The sequence below is a fragment of the Acinetobacter sp. TTH0-4 genome, assembly GCF_015602665.1.
In the GTDB taxonomy this organism is placed as follows: domain Bacteria; phylum Pseudomonadota; class Gammaproteobacteria; order Pseudomonadales; family Moraxellaceae; genus Acinetobacter; species Acinetobacter albensis.
On record NZ_CP059079.1, the window covers coordinates 627,915 to 645,135 of the forward strand.

Genomic DNA, 17,221 nt, shown 5'->3' on the forward strand with positions numbered 1-17,221 from the left:
TTACGAAAGATAAAACTGGAGAAAATTATGAGTATTATTCAAGAATTCAAAGAGTTTGCCATTAAAGGCAATATGATGGATTTGGCTATTGGTGTCATCATTGGTGGTGCTTTTGGTAAAATTATCGACTCATTGGTGAAAGACATTTTAATGCCTTTAATTTCTGTGATTACAGGTGGCGGCGTCGATTTCACCCAGAAATTTTTTGTACTGGGTGATAACCCAAATAACTTACAATCCTTAGATGCTTTGCAAACAGCGGGTATTAATGTTTTGACTTATGGTAACTTTTTAACCATTCTTTTAAACTTCCTGATTTTGGCTTGGGTGGTTTTCTTACTGGTTAAAGTGATGAACCGTTTACGCAAACAAGAAGGGCCAGTTGAAGAAACACCAACTACACCAGCAGATATTGAATTGCTACGTGAAATTCGTGACGAACTTAAAAAACGTCCACCGTTATAATAGACGTAATCAAAAACGGCACGCGATGTGCCGTTTTTTTATGATTTTTAACATTTCATAATGTGTAAAATAAAATATTCATTCCCAAAAAATCTAATTTTTGCAAAATGAAGCAAATGATTAATCCATTCGAAATTTAATTTCTAATAAATGCCAACCAAATTGGCTTTTAATTGGACCGTGCAATTCACGTTCAGCCAATGTAAATACTGCTTTATCAATCGGGCTGACCAATTGTCCCTTTTTTATCTCCCCGAGTTCACCACCTTTTTTCCCCGATGGACAGGTCGAATGTTGTTTGGCAATTTTGGCAAAATCTGTGCCTGCCTGAATTTTCTTTTTCAGTTGCTCTGCCAATTCTTTGTCTTTGACTAAAATATGACGCACGATCGCAGATTTCATATTTTATTTCCTTTAAGTGTTCTTTGCTTCGCGATGATTTTAACCTGTTTTAAAGGCTGACATTGTGGACAGAATACACTGGCACGTTGCCCGAGCTTTAAATTTTCTAAAGTACTTTCACAATTCACACACATTTCACCCGAACGACCATAAGCAAGTAAAGTTTGCTGAAAATAACCATTTTCTCCCATCGCATTACTGTAATCACGCAGGGTAGACCCACCCAAATCAATCGCTTGTTTTAAGATGCATTTAATTTCAATCACCAATTTTTCGATTTGACTTGATGTCAGACTCGATGCGGGCTGTGCAGGATGAATGCCTAACTGAAATAAACTTTCGGTGGCATAAATATTTCCCACACCCACCACGACATGGTTATCCATGATTGCCACTTTAATACCGACATTTTTTTTATTCAATTTTTGTATTAAATATTCTGCATTGAACGCATCACTTAAGGGTTCTGGCCCTAGAGTATCAATCAGTTTGGTTTGAGAATATTCATCTAACCATAAAATACAACCAAAGCGACGTGGGTCATGATAGCGCAGTTGCATACCATCAAATTGAATGATCAAATGATCATGTTTTCGCAATTCTGTATGAGCATCACAAACGCGAAAACTGCCTGACATCCCCAAATGCCACAGCATCGTATCTTGTTCAAATTCCGCAATAATATATTTAGAACGACGCGTCAATTTCACTAATTTTTGTCCACGCAGTTTTTGTATATTGTCAGGAATAGGCCAACGTAAACTGGACTGACGGACTTCAACAGAAAGGACTTTTTGATCAATTAAAGGCAATAAACTATTTTTAGTGGTTTCAACTTCTGGCAATTCAGGCATGCGAAATTCAAGTATTGATAGATGAGTCTAATATCGGGTTGGAGTGGCTGAAATGCAAGGCTGATTTTTAAATCTAGCGGGAATGTCCATTTAACTTTGCGTAAAGGATAAAAATAAATGATCCAGCCTTACCTTTGAATTTCAATAATCTGATCCAAATGAGAAAGTTAAATCATAAAAAGACTGTCTTTATGGCTTTATAGGATCAGAGAGGCAGCAGGTATTTGAATCTAGAGCGTTGTCTAGTTTAGAATTAATTAAGTGGTTGCAAGGCCACTTTTATTTGAGGAAAACACATGTTGGCGAAAGATTTTAAAATATACGCAGGCAGTTGGGCTGAATTAGAAAAGGATGCCAAACATATTCGTGAGCAAGTGTTTATTCAAGAACAGGAAATCGCTGCTCAGGATGAATGGGATGCTGAGGATGCTCTTTCATTACATTTTATCGTTTATGATGAAAATCAGGCAATTGCGACTGCACGTTTATTGAAAAATAACAGTGTGGGGCGTGTGGCGGTATTAAAGACCTATCGCTGCTTGGGAGTTGGAAAATTACTGATGCAAGCCATCATTGAGCAAGCCAAACAGCAAGAACGTGATTTTTTAAAGTTATCTGCTCAAGTTCATGCCCTACCATTTTATGCACAATTGGGTTTTAAGGAAGAAGGTGTTGAGTATTTAGATTGCGGGATTCCACATATTGATATGCGACAAGGCTTTACCTCATTTAAGTAATGAGTTTAGCTCTAAAATTTTCGCAGAAAAAAGCCACATTGATGTGGCTTTTTTATTGAATGTAGGCTGAGCTTAAATTAATGACCCTGTTCAGTCTTTTCAGTAGGTTGAGCCATATTCATGTCTGCATGTTGTTCTGCATTCATCGCATGGCCTTCAGTCATAACAGGTGCTGTTCCTGCTTCACGATTCGCCTGATCTTGTTTGGCTTTTTCTAATGCTTCTTGCGACATAGAAGGGGCATTTTTAAAAGCATGTTGTTGGGTGTTTTTTTGCTGTTGGCTTGGCATGTAATCGGGTTCATTGCTTACGGCAAGATAGAAAAAACCTAAGAAAAAAGCACTCAGTATGAAAGCAATAATTAAAGCTTTCCAGCCCCATGGAGATTTTTCAGGAGAAGAATTATCAGACATGTGTACATCCTAAAATTGGATAAAAAAGAATCTAAGTAGATGTAATTTTATAACATAAATGAACATGTTTGGCTGAATATTTTATCAATTCAAAAATATAGGAAATAAACCCTAAAAGAGTAAATACAAAACGCCTGATAATTTTCATCAGGCGTTAAGTTGAAAAAGGCGTAATCTACTTTTAAGCTTAGATCATTTGATTATTGAATGGGTTGTCCCGATGCAGCTTGAGTTTGAAGTAATTGTGGCGCATGGAACCGTTCGCCGTATTGTGCTTCTAAAGCATTGGCGCGAATTAAGGCTTTTTCTACACCATACTGATTTAAAAATTGTATTGCACCACCGGTCCAAGGGGCAAAACCGATGCCGAAAATAGAACCGATATTTGCATCAATCACCGATTCTAGTACACCTTCTTCGTAGCAGCGTAAAGTATCTAAAGCTTGAACAAACAGGAAACGATCAATCATGTCTGGTTCAGAAATTGTATTTTCTTTCGTCCAATGATTTAAGCCAGCCCATAAATATTTTTTTCCACCTTCAGGATACTCGTAAAAACCAGCACCTGCCGCTTTGCCTTTACGGTTAAATTGATGAATCATCGTTTCGATTACATCATCTGCACCTGAACGTGCTAAATTTTTGCCTTCTGCTTGTAATGCTTTGCGTGTTTCTGCAGCGACATGCTCTGAAAGTGTAAGTGAGACTTCATCTTGAATGGCAAGTGGCCCTATTGGCATACCCGCCTTGAGCGCAGCCATTTCAATTTTGGCAGGATGGACACCTTCTGCAAGTAAGCGTAAGCCCTCTTGCACAAATGTACCAAACACGCGACTGGTAAAAAATCCACGACTATCATTGACCACAATCGGCGTTTTCCCAATTTGCTGCACATAATCGTAAGCTTTGGCTAAAGTCTCGCTTGAGGTATTTTGCCCTTTGATAATTTCAACCAGTTGCATTTTATCGACAGGACTAAAAAAATGCAGTCCAATAAAATTTGCATCATTTTGACTGGCCTTAGCCAGTTCAGTAATAGGTAAAGTAGAGGTATTGGAAGCCATCACACCACCAGGTGCTAAATAAGCTTCGACTTCTTGAGTCACTTGCGCTTTCAGTGCAGGATTTTCAAATACAGCTTCAATGATTAAATCGCAGCCTTGTAAATCTTTAGCATTGGCCGTGGCGGTAATCAAACTCAAGGTTTGATCACGTTTTTCAGCTGATAAACGACCTTGTGACACTTTTTTATCAAGTAATTTCTGACTATAGGTCTTACCTTTTTCAGCATTTTCAAGTGAGACATCTTTTAGAATCACTGGAATACCTTTACTGGCAGTTGCATACGCAATGCCTGCACCCATCATACCCGCACCTAATATTCCTACTCTGGTCATTTTGGATTTTTCGATATTCTGAGGACGGCTTGCACCGCTTTTAATCGCATTTAAACCATGCCAGAAAGTTCCAATCATATTTTTGGCAATTTGGCCGGTCGCGAGATAAGTGAAGTAACGTGATTCAATCGTTAGTGCGGTATTTACATCTACTTGAGCACCTTCTACTGCTGCTGCCATAATAGCTTCAGGCGCAGGGTAACATCCTTTGGTTTTGTCGCGTAACATGGCAGGGGCAATCGCTAAAACTTGTGCCACGGCAGGAGTTTTTGGATCACCACCCGGAATTTTGTAGCCTTTTACATCAAAGGGTTGTTGTGATATTGGATTTGCTTTAACCCAAGCTATAGCTTTATCAAAAAGTTCTTGCTCGGTTTCAGCAGTATCATGAATTAAGCCTAACGCTTTGGCCTGATCAATTCCAAATTGTTTGCCTTCCATCAGAAAAGGAAATGCATTTTGTAGACCCAGTAGGCGTACCATACGTACGATTCCACCGCCACCCGGCAACAAACCAAGCGTCACTTCAGGTAAGCCGAACTTAGCTTTAGCGTCATTTAAAGCAATACGGCGATGGCAACAGAGCGCCAGTTCCCAACCACCACCCAAGGCCGTCCCATTCAACGCAGCAACAACAGGAATACCGCGAGTCTCGATATAGCGCAATTGCGCCTTCATGTCCTGAATCATGTGAAAGAAAGCGGTCGCATGTTTAGGTTGAGCTTGAATGAGCTCATCTAGATCACCTCCTGCAAAAAAAGTTTTTTTGGCAGAACGAAAAATAATCCCTGAAATTTCTGCATCAGCTTTTAATTTAGAAACTGTATCTTCTAGAGCAGCACGAAAATCTGAATTCATGGTATTGGCAGATTGATTCGGAGAATCTAAAGTCAAAATGACGATATGATCTGTGTTTTTTTCATATTGAATTGCACTCATTTTTATTCTCCTTATACCAATTCAATAATGGTTGCGATGCCCATACCGCCACCAACACATAAAGTTGCTAAGCCGCGCTTTTTGCCTTGACGTTCTAGTTCATCTAATAATGTACCTAAAATCATGGCACCTGTTGCACCTAATGGATGCCCCATAGCAATTGCACCACCATTGACATTGACTTTAGTTGGATCGACTTTCAACTCGGTAATAAAACGCATAACCACCGCTGCGAAGGCTTCGTTCACTTCAAATAAATCAATATCTTCTATACTTAAACCTGCTTTTTCTAAAGCTTTTCGTGCGGCAGGGGCAGGGCCTGTCAACATAATGGTGGGGTCTGAACCGACTAATGCAGTTGATAATATTTTGGCACGTGGTTTTAAACCGTATTCCTTCACTGCTTTTTCAGACGCAATCAAGACTAGAGCAGCACCATCTACAATTCCTGATGAGTTACCCGCATGATGAACATGATTGATTTGTCCAACTTCAGGATATTTTTGTAGGGCAATCGCATCGAAACCCATTTGTCCCATCATGGTAAAGCTTGGGTTAAGTTTGGCTAAGCTTTCCGCAGTGGTGGTCGGTTTAATAAATTCATCATGCGCTAAAATTGTGACACCAGCTTTGTCTTTTACCGTGATGATCGATTGTTTGAAATAACCCTTTGCTTGCGCTGCTGCGGCTTTTTTTTGTGAGTTCTCTGCAAAAGTATCCACATCCTGACGGCTATAACCATCTAGGCTGGCAATGAGGTCTGCACCAATCCCTTGTGGAACAAATTCGGCTGACATATTGGTTTCTGGGTCTAAAGCCCAAGGACCGCCATCCGAACCCATTGGTACGCGAGACATGGACTCAACGCCGCCTGCAACCACGATATCTTCCCATCCTGAACGAACTTTTTGCGCTGCCATATTGACCGCTTCAAGTCCAGATGCGCAGAAACGGTTGATTTGAACACCTGCGACATCATTACTCCAACCTGCCGCTATTGCAGCTGTTTTAGCAATGTCTGAACCTTGGTCACCAATAGGGGTTACACAGCCGAGTACAATATCATCGACTTTTGACGTATCTAAATCATGGCGACTCTTTAGCTCATTGAGCAAAGTGGTTAATAGCGTAATCGGTTTGACTTCATAAAGTGAACCATCTTTTTTACCTTTTCCGCGTGGTGTGCGAATGGCGTCAATGATATATGCCTCGCTCATATTGAATCCTTTTTATGCATTTAAATTGTTATATTTTTGAGTGTAATGATAATTTTTTGAAGTGCAATGACAAGAACGAGTCAGATCAAATGATTTTTTTGGCCAGTTGGAGTGTTTGAATAGAGGGTGGGATTAAGCATTCAAGTTTATTTTTTGTATTGCTTAGATCGAAAATAATAAAGCTTGAAAATTGTTAAATGTTAGCAATTGAAATAAAAAAGCCTGAGAGATCTCAGGCTTTTAGCAATATTTATTTTTTAATGATAACCATGCAATTGACGATATAAACCTGGAGTAACCCCAGTCCACTTTTTAAATGCGCGATGAAAAGTACTGGTCTCACTAAAACCAACTTGTTGAGCCACATCTTCTAAAGTTAACTTTGGATTTAACAAGAGATGAATAGCAGCATCACGACGTAGTGCATCTTTTACCCCTTGGTAGCTTTTGCCTTCCGCTGCTAAGCGACGACGTAAAGTTTGCGGTGAAAGATAGAGCATTGAAGCCACGTCATTAAGCGTCGGCATTTCTTCACCAATTTGACTTTTTAATACGTCGCGAATACGTGAAGTTAAAGAGTTGGTGTTTTTAAATTTGACCAAGAGTTGGGCTGGTGCTGCTTTTAAAAACTCTTCAAGATCTTCTTCAGTTTGACGAATGGGTAAATCGAGATAATCTGCTGCAAATGTAATTTCGGTACGTTGTGTATCGAACTGCATGACCGGTGCAAAAAATAAAGCATCATATTCATCTGCATGCGACGGACGAGCATAACCAAAATGTACACGTTCCAGTGGGATGCGGCGTTCAATTAACCAAGAGGCTAAACCATGCCAAATCATTAGCATACTTTCAGTAATAAAATGATCTGGATCGAGTTCTTTTGGAACAAAAGGAACAAGACGTGCTTCATGTTTGTCACGTTCTAATACGACAGACCACTCATCTCCAAACAATTTGTAAAACTGAGCCGAGAGCTCTAGCGCTTGGCCTAAAGTTTTCGCATGAATAATCAGTTGGCACATAATCGCGAAAGTACCCAAACGGCGGGGCTGTAAACCAAAGCCCATGTGTTCGTCTTGGGTCACCATCCACAACATTTTTATAAAACGAGTGTATTGTTCCGGGGATATTCGTGCTTTAGGTTGACGTAATAATTCCGCCTCAATGCCAACATGTGACAATAAAGTTTCAACATCCATTCCTAGACGTTTAACGCCTGCCAGAGCCGCATTGACGAAGTGGATACTAATTGTATCGCGACTCATATTAAATTCTTCTGTCTCTTTTATATTCACGGGCAATTGACCTAAATGACGCTAAAAATTATTTGATTGGCAATTTACAATATATATTTTAACATAATTACATATTAATTTGCCTGAATTATCAAGGTAAATGGCTGAAAATGACATTGTTTTGTTGTTTGTATCTTTCTAATATCAATAAAAAACTAACACAAATAAAGTGAAAAAAATATGGATGCTGCTTTAAACGGTTTAAAAGTTCTCGATTTTTCAACACTTTTACCTGGACCATTTGCTACGCTTTATTTTGCTGACTTAGGTGCAGATGTTATTCATGTAGAGTCTCCTTTACGCCCCGATTTAATTCGTTTATTTCCTCCTTATGCCAACGGTCAAGCGACCTCACATAGCTATTTGAATCGAAATAAACAGTCGATTGCTTTAGATTTAAAAGATGCAGAAAATATTGAACTAATCAAAAGTAAAATTTCTGAATTTGATATTGTGGTGGAGCAGTTTAGACCTGGGGTAATGAAAAGATTAGGTCTAGATTATCAAACACTTGTAGAAATTAATCCACGTTTGATCTATTGCTCTATAACAGGCTACGGACAAACGGGAGTTTATAAAAATAAAGCAGGTCATGATATCAATTATTTGGCTCTATCAGGTGTTGCGGGGCAGAGTGGTCGAAAACAGAGTGGACCTCCACCTATGGGCATTCAAATCGCTGATGTTGCTGGAGGTTCTTTACATGCCATTATTGCTATTTTAACCGCAGTGATAGAGCGTCAGCACAGCGGAAAAGGTCAATATATTGATATTTCAATGACGGATTGTAGTGCTGTTTTAAACAGTATGGCTGCGGCGGCAACATTGGCTGGAAAAAAGCCTCAGTACAGAGAAGAAGGGCTGTTAAATGGCGGTGCATTTTATGATTATTATCAAACACAAGATGCTCGTTATTTATCCATTGGAAGTTTGGAACCACAATTTATGTCTGGATTAGCCAGCATTCTTGATTTGCCTGTACTTTTGCAGCTGGGCAACTCATTCCATCAAGCAGATCAGCACCTTCTTAAACAAGCCATCCAAGAGAAAATTTCCACTAAAACATTTGCAGAGTGGTCTGCTATTTTTGCAGATCAAGACGTCTGTGTTGAGCCAGTCTTAGACTTAGAAGAAGCTTTTAATTCTGAATTGGCCAAGGAGCGACAGTGGACAGTGGAAGTTCCTCTTTCTGTCGGAAGTGAGCAGACTGAAACGCAATTGGCCTGTCCGATCAAATTTTCCCGATCTAAAACAAAATATCAATATATAGGTCAAAAACTGGGCGCTGGTGAATGGTAGTTGTGATGCATAATATAAATAAATATTGATAAAAAACAATTTACTAACATTTTTTGTAAGTGTTACATAAAAAACAAGAGTACCCTATATCTATTACAAAATTCTATATAGAGTACTTATTGTGAAGAAATTAAGTAGTGCTTTAGGGTTTGCTTTATCTTTAGGGTTATTCAGTGTTGCTGTGCCAAGTGTTCACGCTGCTGAAATGTTCAATTCACAAAGTCCATGGATGCTGGGCGATTGGAACGGTAAACGAACTGCGTTACAGCAACAAGGTTATGATTTTAGTTTCAGTTATACAGGTGAAATGGCGACCTTATTGGATGCAAAATCTGCTTCTGATCATGGTACAGAGTATGCTGACCAATTTGCAGTCGGAGCACACTTCGATTTAAATAAAATTTTAGGTTGGCAACATACTGAAGCACAAATTAATATTACACAGCGAAATGGCCGTTCCCTGTCACAAACGTCTGATGCACTTAATGGGCATTTAAGCTCGACCCAAGAAGTATGGGGGCGTGGGCAAACATGGCGCTTAACTGATTTTTGGATTAAAAAACAATTTTTTGATCAAAAGTTAGATATTAAAGTAGGGCGCTTTGGTGAAGGTGAAGATTTCAACAGCTTTGACTGTGATTTTCAAAATCTAGCACTTTGCGGTTCTCAAGTGGGAAATTGGGTCGGTGACCAATGGTATAATTGGCCAGTGAGCCAATGGGCAGTTCGAGCCAAATATCAACTACGTCCAGATCTTTATACCCAAGTCGGTGTATATGAATATAACCCTGAAAATTTAAAGCGGAGTCAAGGTTTTAATCTCAGTACTGATGGTTCTGAGGGTGCAATCATTCCAGCTGAAATAGTTTGGACACCCAAATTGGGTTTAGATCAGCTTTCTGGTGAATACCGTCTTGGCTACTATTACAGTACGGCTGATGCTCTAGACATTAATACAATTTCACAAACCTCTCACAAACATGGGATGTGGGTCGTCGCGAAACAGCAACTTACTACTCATCAAGGTGATGCAAAGCGTGGATTGACTGGTTTTGTGAATTTAACAGTTCATGATTCAAACACCAATCAAGTCGGCAATATGCAAAATATTGGATTAGCCTATACAGGTTTGATGGATACTCGTCCTCAGGATCAATTGGCTTTTGGGGTTGCACGTATTCGTATGAATGATGATCTGAACGATGGTCGTCGTGAAGAATATGATGCAGAAGTGTATTACGGTTTACATGCCAACAACTGGCTGACTATACGTCCAAATATTCAATATATTCGTCATGTAGGCGCTTATAAAGACGGCGAAAACGTGTGGGTAGGTGGGATTAAATTACAAACAGTGTTCTAGTTTCTAGATGATAAATATTTGAATGAATTCACTCAATAAAAGTGGCAAATATGCCCTTTTTATTGAGATTCACTGAGATATTTAATATCTAAAAACTCATATAAGGCACCTATAGTTTTTAAAGCTATGGGTTTTTCAAAAGAATTTTAGAAATAGGTGGTTCATATGCGTACTCCATCTTCAGGTTCAGGATTAAAAACCATTACAGTGATCGTCGCTGTAATTTTTGGTTTAGTTCTACTGATTGGGGGAATTTGGCTTGCAGTACTGGGTGGTTCTTGGTACTACATTATTGCAGGTCTATTCTTCATCGCTACTGCGGTTTTATTGCAAAAGTTACAAAGTTCGGCGCTGATTGTCTATGCTGTATTTGTGTTAGGTACAGTTATTTGGGGGCTTTGGGAAGTTGGATCAGACTTTTTTGCTTTAGCACCACGTTTAGATATTTTAGGCTTGTTTGGTCTTTGGTTGCTTATTCCTGCAGTGACCCGTGGTTTTGTGAAAAGCAAAACTGCAAAGATAGTTCTAACAGGTTCATTGGCAATCACCATTGCTGTCATGATTTATTCTATTTTTAATGATCCTCAGGAAATTCGTGGCACATTAACCACGAAACAACCCGATACGACACAGGCTATTCCTGGTGTCGCGAATGAAGACTGGCCTGCATATGGTCGTACCCAATCGGGTTTGCGTTATTCCCCATTAACTCAAATTAATGCGGAAAATGTTAAAAACCTTGAAGTGGCTTGGACTTATCATACAGGTGAGATGAAAACAGAAAATGATTCTGGTGAAACCACCAATCAGGTTACTCCGATTAAAGTCGGTAATAACATGTATATCTGTACCACTCACCAGCGTTTGATTGCACTTGATCCAGCCACAGGTAAAGAAAAATGGAGTTTTGACCCAAAACTTAAAGCGGACAATACGTTCCAGCATTTAACTTGTCGTGGGGTATCTTATTATGATGCCAACAATACTGTGGGTTTCGAAGCGAGTTTACAAAATGTGAAATCATCTTCTGCACAATGTCCACGTAAAGTGATTTTGCCTGTCAATGATGGACGTTTGGTCGCGATTAATGCAGACAATGGTCAGCGTTGTAGCGATTTTGGTAAAAATGGTGAAGTCGATCTTCAAAAAGATATGCCATTCCCATATCCAGGCGGTTATGTTCCAACATCACCACCAGTCGTCACAGGAACTACGATTATTATTGGCGGTTCAACCACCGATAACTATTCGACTGAAGAACCATCAGGCGTGATTCGTGGTTATGATGTCAATACAGGCGAATTGCTTTGGGTATTCGACACGGGTGCAGAAGATCCGAACTTGATTCCAGCACCGGGTCAAAAGTATGTTCAAAACTCACCGAATGCATGGGCACCATTGGCCTATGATGCGAAATTGGATATTGTGTATGTGCCAACAGGTGTGGGTACGCCAGATATTTGGGGTGGTAACCGGACTGAGTTGAGCGAGCGCTATGCAAACTCGATGCTTGCTTTGAATGCTTCTACAGGCAAATTAATTTGGGATTTCGAAACCACACATCATGATTTGTGGGATATGGATGTGCCTTCACAACCGACCTTGACTGATATTAAAGACAAAACAGGTAAAATGGTGCCTGCTATTTATGTGTTGACCAAAACAGGGAATGCTTTTGTTTTGGATAGACGTACTGGTGAAGCGATTGTACCGATTACCGAGAAACCTGTTCCACAGACGGTAAAACTGGGTCCACAAACCAAAGGTGAACGTTATTCCGCAACGCAGCCGTTCTCTGATTTTGATTTGGCACCAAAAGAGAAATTAACGGATAAACAAATGTGGGGCGCAACCATGTTTGACCAATTGATTTGTCGAGTGTCATTCCATAAATTGAATTACGATGGCATTTATACGCCACCATCTGAAAATGGCACCTTGGTATTCCCTGGTAACTTAGGGGTGTTTGAGTGGGGCGGTATGTCTGTCAATCCAGATCGTCAAATTGCGGTCATGAATCCGATTGGCTTGCCATTTGTCACTAAACTTATTCCTTCAGATCCAAATCGTCAACAAACCGCGAAAGGTGCAGGGACAGAGCAAGGTATTCAACCTATGTATGGTGTACCTTATGGCGTAGAAATCAGTGCATTTCTTTCTCCATTTGGTTTGCCGTGTAAACAACCTGCTTGGGGTTATGTCGCGGGTGTGGATTTAAATACGCATGAAGTTGCATGGAAACGTCGTATTGGTACCATCCGTGACAGTATGCCAGGCATTCCTTTGCCACCTTTTAAAATGGGTGTACCAATGCTGGGTGGTTCGATTTCGACAGCGGGTAATGTGATGTTTGTTGGTGGTACGCAAGATAATTATATTCGTGCCATTAATGTGACCAATGGTGATGAGTTATGGAAAGGTCGTTTACCTGCTGGTGGACAAGCAACGCCTATGACTTATGAAAGCAATGGTAAGCAATATGTTGTGATTATGGCAGGTGGTCACGGTTCATTTGGAACCAAAATGGGTGATGCACTCGTGGCTTATGCCTTACCTGATCAAAAATAATTGAAGTACTTAAATAGAAAAGCCTGATTCGTCAGGCTTTTTTTATATCAGCTGATTTTCAAAAATATGCTTAAAATGTTTTTAATCCGCATTTTTGAGTTACGGCTCAATAAATTATGTTTATATGATAAATAATGATAAGCAAATGAAAATAATATTACTTTAACTGAAAGTGGCTGGTTTGAACTGTTTATCTTTAACTGTAAAGGGTTTTTGCTAGCCTTATCAATAAAACCGCTATTAAATATGTAAAAAACGCATTTCGTTGATAGGTTAAATCTGGTTATGCTGTGAGCCGTTATAATGAAACTACTAGCTGTCCGCCATGTATTTATATACTGATTTTGATCAGCAACTCATCAATGAACGTGTTGCTCAATTCCGTGACCAAACAGAACGTTATTTAGCGGGTAAATTGACGGAAGAAGAATATCGTCCATTACGTCTGCAAAACGGGTTATATATTCAGCGTTATGCGCCTATGCTTCGTATTGCTGTGCCTTATGGACTGATGAATGCTCATCAGCTTCGCAAAATTGCACAGTTAGCACAAGATTATGACCGTGGTTATGCACATGTTTCAACCCGTCAAAATATTCAATTTAACTGGTCAGCTTTAGAAAATGTACCAGATATGTTGGCAGAACTTGCAACTGTTCAAATGCATGCCATTCAAACATCGGGTAACTGTATTCGTAATACTACAACTGACCAATATGCGGGTGTGGTTGCAGGTGAAGTTGCGGATCCGCGTCCAACTTGTGAATTGATCCGTCAGTGGTCAACCTTTCATCCAGAGTTTGCTTTTTTACCGCGTAAATTTAAAATCGCTGTCTCTGCATTGGCTGAAACCGATCGTGCCGCAGTTTCATTTCATGATATTGGTGTCTATATCGTGAAAAATGACGCAGGCGAAATTGGTTATAAAATTAAAGTGGGTGGTGGTTTAGGTCGTACCCCAGTGATTGGTAGCTTTATTCGTGATTTCTTGCCACGTGAAGATTTAATTGCTTACTTAGAAGCTGTACTACGTGTGTATAACCTACATGGACGCCGTGATAATAAATATAAAGCACGAATCAAAATTTTAGTAAAAGCTTTAACGCCAGCAGTATTTGCTGAAAAAGTAGAAGCTGAATTTGCCCATACGATTCAGACTTTAAAAATTCAGCCTGAAATCTTGAAAAAATTGGATGAAGAATTTACGCCCTTTGATTATCAAGCTTATGCTGATGAAGATTTCACTGAACAGTTTGCGGCTAATCCTAAATTCAAACAGTGGTTCAATATCAACACCAATCCGCATAAGGTTACAGGCTACCGCATTGTGACTATTTCCCTGAAACGTGCGGGTATTGCACCAGGTGATATGACTGTTGAAGAAATGAACCTGATTGCAGATTTAGCAGATCAGTATACTTTTGGTGAACTTCGTACCACACATGAACAAAATATTTCATTGGTAGATGTACCGCAAAAAGACTTATTTGAATTATGGACAATTCTTGAAAAAAATAACCTTGCCCGTGCACATATTGGTTTTATTACCGATATTATTTGTTGCCCAGGGGGTGATTTCTGTTCATTGGCAAATGCGAAATCAATTCCCATTTCAGAAGCCATTTCACGTCGTTTTGATGACTTAGATACTGTATATAACTTGGGTCATTTAGATCTGAATATTTCAGGATGTATGAACGCCTGCGGTCACCACCATGTCGGTAATATTGGTATTTTGGGTGTCGATAAAAAAGGTGCTGAATTCTACCAAATTACTTTAGGTGGTCATGCCGACCATGATGCATCAATTGGTGATATTTTAGGGCCATCATTTGCAGCCGATCGTGTGCCTGATGTGGTTGAAGAGATTTTAAATACTTATTTAGACCTTCGAAACGAGGGTGAAGAATTTATTGAAACGTATCGCCGTGTCGGCATTCAACCTTTTAAGGAGCGTGCATATGCTTAATACCGCATTACAAGTGCTCTCTAAAGAGGGCACAATTGCAGACAACACTTATCAGTTAATTGCTGAAGATGGGATTTTGCCACAAGGTGATGTTGTTTTAACAACAGCTCAATTGGATCAATTGGAAAATGTCCAAGGCAAAAAAGCCTTATATATTACTGTGGATGATTCGCCTGAAGTGAATGAATTTCCACTCGATCAATTTGATACTATCTTGATTGAGTTTGCGGGCTTTAACGATGGGCGCGGCTATTCATTTGCAGCACTTTTACGTCGTCAAGGATATCAAGGAGAGCTTCGTGCGACAGGCGATATTTTTAAAGATGTCTTAAATTATTTGAAGCGTTCTGGCTTTGATAGTTTTGTGGTGAAAGAAGGTAAAGATATTGTTGAAGCTGCTGCGGGTTTAAATGATTTTAAACATCCTTATCAAGCATCAACTGCAGTTACTCAAGCGAGTTATCAAACAGGAGCTTAAGTACCTTTAAGTCCAACATAAAAAAGCCGTCTGTATGTCGGCTTTTTTATTTTTAAAAGAAAATATTACATGTCTTCTAGTTGGCAATTCACCATCCATTTCACTCCAAATTGGTCGGTAAAAGCACCATATAGCGCACCCCAAAAAGTCTTTTCCAGAGGCATTTCGACTTGACCGTGAATAGATAAAGCATCGAATAAGCGTTGTGCTTCTGCTTGCTCACTGGCATCTAAATTAATCGAAATATAGTGATTAGTGCCTTTGGTAAAGACAGTATTTACTGCACAGAATTGTTCATGAATATCAGAGGCCATCAGTACCGTATATTCATTAATCGGCAATGACACATGGAGTATGGCATTTTTTTCGGTTTCAGAAAGATGGACACCTTCCTCAGGTGGTAGATCGCCATAACGCGTGATGACGGAAAATTCTCCACCAAACACTGATTTATAAAAAGTGAAAGCAGCTTCGGCTTCACCTTGAAAATTAAGATAGTGATTGAGTTGCATGTCTAATCATCCATTTTATTGTTTTTTGAGTGTTCCAATTTAACAGGCTCAGACTGAAACCTGAATAAAAAATGTAAAGAAAAAATCCCTCTATTTGAGAGGGATTTTTTATCTTGTTCTACAACAAGCAATTTAAATGATTTCGATTGCTACAGCAGTCGCTTCACCACCACCAATACACAAAGCAGCAATCCCTTTTTTGCCGCCTGTACGTTTTAAAGCATGGATCAAGGTTAAGATAATACGTGAACCTGTTGAACCGACTGGGTGACCTAATGCGCAAGCACCACCGTTAATATTGACTTTGGCTGGATCAAGTTTGAAGTCATCGATTGGGCACATGGTGACCATGGCAAATGCTTCATTGATTTCCCAAAGATCAACCTCTTGTGCGTTCCAACCGGTTTTGCTTAGAACTTTTTCAATTGCACCTACAGGGGCAATGGTAAATTCTGAAGGGTGTTGTGAGTTTGATGCATAAGCCAAAATTTTTGCTAATGGCTTTAAGCCTTTTGCTGTCGCATTTTCAGCAGAAGTTAAGACTAAAGCAGATGCACCATCTGAAATAGAGCTAGCATTGGCTGCTGTAATCGTGCCGTCTTTAGCAAAAGCTGGGCGTAAAGATGGAATTTTTGCAATATTCGCATTGAAAGGCTGTTCATCTTTATCAACAACCACATCACCTTTGCGTGTTGAAATAGTCACAGGAACAATTTCATCTGCAAAATAACCTTCATTCACTGCAGTTTGAGCACGTTCTAATGAACGAATGGCAAATGCATCCATTTGCTCACGCGTATAACCACGTGTATTTGCCATGTCTTGGGCAAAAGAACCCATTAAACGACCTGTTTCAGCATCTTCTAATCCATCAAGAAACATATGGTCTTTAATTTCGCCATGACCCATACGAAAACCACCACGTGCTTTAGGCAAAACATAAGGTGCGTTGGTCATTGATTCCATGCCGCCTGCAACTACAATTTCAGCAGAACCCGCTTTAATCATATCAGCAGCTTGCATCACTGCTTTCATGCCTGAACCACACAGCTTATTAATGGTGACTGCACCTGTTGAATCAGGCAAACCTGCTTGACGCATTGCTTGACGAGCAGGACCTTGTTTTAATCCAGCAGGAAGCACACAACCCATAATAACTTCTTGAACATCTGTAGGTTGTAATCCTGAGCGTGCAATAGCTTCTTTAATAGAGGCTGCACCAAGTTCAGGTGCTGTGACATTGGCTAAGCTTCCTTGAAAACCGCCCATTGCTGTACGTGCACCATTTACAATTACGATGTCTGTCATTG

The 17,221-nt window shown here is 39.7% G+C and carries 15 protein-coding genes; 7 read left to right on the forward strand and 8 right to left on the reverse strand.

The features are described from left to right. Positions 1-27: 27 nt before the first annotated feature. Entirely contained in the window at positions 28-465 is a 438-nt protein-coding gene (mscL, locus tag H0S58_RS02985; protein ID WP_195727102.1) for a large conductance mechanosensitive channel protein MscL, read from the forward strand. Between the two features lie 120 nt (positions 466-585). Here mscL and H0S58_RS02990 read toward each other — a convergent pair whose 3' ends face one another. Continuing rightward, positions 586-867, reverse strand: coding sequence for a peptidylprolyl isomerase (locus H0S58_RS02990; protein ID WP_195727103.1), 282 nt, complete (start codon positions 865-867; stop codon positions 586-588). Continuing rightward, entirely contained in the window at positions 864-1,721 is an 858-nt protein-coding gene (mutM, locus tag H0S58_RS02995) for a bifunctional DNA-formamidopyrimidine glycosylase/DNA-(apurinic or apyrimidinic site) lyase (RefSeq protein WP_195727104.1), read from the reverse strand. The genes H0S58_RS02990 and mutM overlap by 4 nt, the downstream gene beginning before the upstream one ends. 296 nt (positions 1,722-2,017) lie before the next feature. Between mutM and H0S58_RS03000 the strand changes: the two genes are divergently transcribed. Then, positions 2,018-2,458 (forward strand): GNAT family N-acetyltransferase, encoded by a 441-nt coding sequence (locus H0S58_RS03000; protein WP_195727105.1) that lies wholly within the window; start codon positions 2,018-2,020, stop codon positions 2,456-2,458. Positions 2,459-2,535: 77 nt separating this feature from the next. Here the strand turns inward: H0S58_RS03000 and H0S58_RS03005 are convergent, their stop codons facing one another. The 4 genes from H0S58_RS03005 to H0S58_RS03020 all read right to left on the reverse strand — a co-directional run bounded on the left by H0S58_RS03005 (position 2,536) and on the right by H0S58_RS03020 (position 7,692). Beyond that, positions 2,536-2,871, reverse strand: coding sequence for a hypothetical protein (locus tag H0S58_RS03005; RefSeq protein ID WP_195727106.1), 336 nt, complete (start codon positions 2,869-2,871; stop codon positions 2,536-2,538). Between the two features lie 200 nt (positions 2,872-3,071). Next, entirely contained in the window at positions 3,072-5,207 is a 2,136-nt protein-coding gene (locus tag H0S58_RS03010; RefSeq protein ID WP_195727107.1) for a 3-hydroxyacyl-CoA dehydrogenase NAD-binding domain-containing protein, read from the reverse strand. A gap of 11 nt (positions 5,208-5,218) precedes the next feature. Beyond that, positions 5,219-6,424 (reverse strand): acetyl-CoA C-acetyltransferase, encoded by a 1,206-nt coding sequence (locus H0S58_RS03015; RefSeq protein WP_195727108.1) that lies wholly within the window; start codon positions 6,422-6,424, stop codon positions 5,219-5,221. Positions 6,425-6,681: 257 nt separating this feature from the next. After that, on the reverse strand, positions 6,682-7,692 hold the full coding sequence (locus H0S58_RS03020; RefSeq protein WP_092720974.1) for an AraC family transcriptional regulator: 1,011 nt from the start codon (positions 7,690-7,692) through the stop codon (positions 6,682-6,684). 210 nt (positions 7,693-7,902) lie between these two features. On the opposite strand from H0S58_RS03020, the gene H0S58_RS03025 reads away from it, so the two are divergent. The 5 genes from H0S58_RS03025 to H0S58_RS03045 all read left to right on the forward strand — a co-directional run bounded on the left by H0S58_RS03025 (position 7,903) and on the right by H0S58_RS03045 (position 15,399). Beyond that, positions 7,903-9,021 carry a CaiB/BaiF CoA transferase family protein gene (locus H0S58_RS03025; RefSeq protein ID WP_195727109.1) on the forward strand — a complete coding sequence of 373 codons (1,119 nt, stop codon included), beginning with the start codon at positions 7,903-7,905 and terminating at the stop codon, positions 9,019-9,021. Positions 9,022-9,202: 181 nt separating this feature from the next. Beyond that, positions 9,203-10,384: a carbohydrate porin gene (locus H0S58_RS03030; RefSeq protein ID WP_227592268.1), complete on the forward strand. Its 1,182-nt coding sequence runs from the start codon at positions 9,203-9,205 to the stop codon at positions 10,382-10,384. 165 nt (positions 10,385-10,549) lie between these two features. Continuing rightward, entirely contained in the window at positions 10,550-12,952 is a 2,403-nt protein-coding gene (locus H0S58_RS03035) for a glucose/quinate/shikimate family membrane-bound PQQ-dependent dehydrogenase (RefSeq protein WP_195727110.1), read from the forward strand. A 325-nt stretch (positions 12,953-13,277) separates the two neighbouring features. After that, a complete protein-coding gene (locus tag H0S58_RS03040) occupies positions 13,278-14,921 on the forward strand; it encodes a nitrite/sulfite reductase (RefSeq protein ID WP_053578599.1) in 1,644 nt (547 codons plus the stop codon). After that, entirely contained in the window at positions 14,914-15,399 is a 486-nt protein-coding gene (locus H0S58_RS03045) for a DUF934 domain-containing protein (protein ID WP_195727111.1), read from the forward strand. Before H0S58_RS03040 ends, H0S58_RS03045 begins: the two co-directional genes overlap by 8 nt. Positions 15,400-15,464: 65 nt before the next feature. Here H0S58_RS03045 and H0S58_RS03050 read toward each other — a convergent pair whose 3' ends face one another. Beyond that, positions 15,465-15,911 carry a VOC family protein gene (locus H0S58_RS03050; RefSeq protein WP_195727112.1) on the reverse strand — a complete coding sequence of 149 codons (447 nt, stop codon included), beginning with the start codon at positions 15,909-15,911 and terminating at the stop codon, positions 15,465-15,467. Between the two features lie 132 nt (positions 15,912-16,043). Continuing rightward, positions 16,044-17,219, reverse strand: a complete 1,176-nt coding sequence (locus H0S58_RS03055; RefSeq protein ID WP_195727113.1) for a thiolase family protein — start codon at positions 17,217-17,219, stop codon at positions 16,044-16,046. Positions 17,220-17,221: the final 2 nt, after the last annotated feature.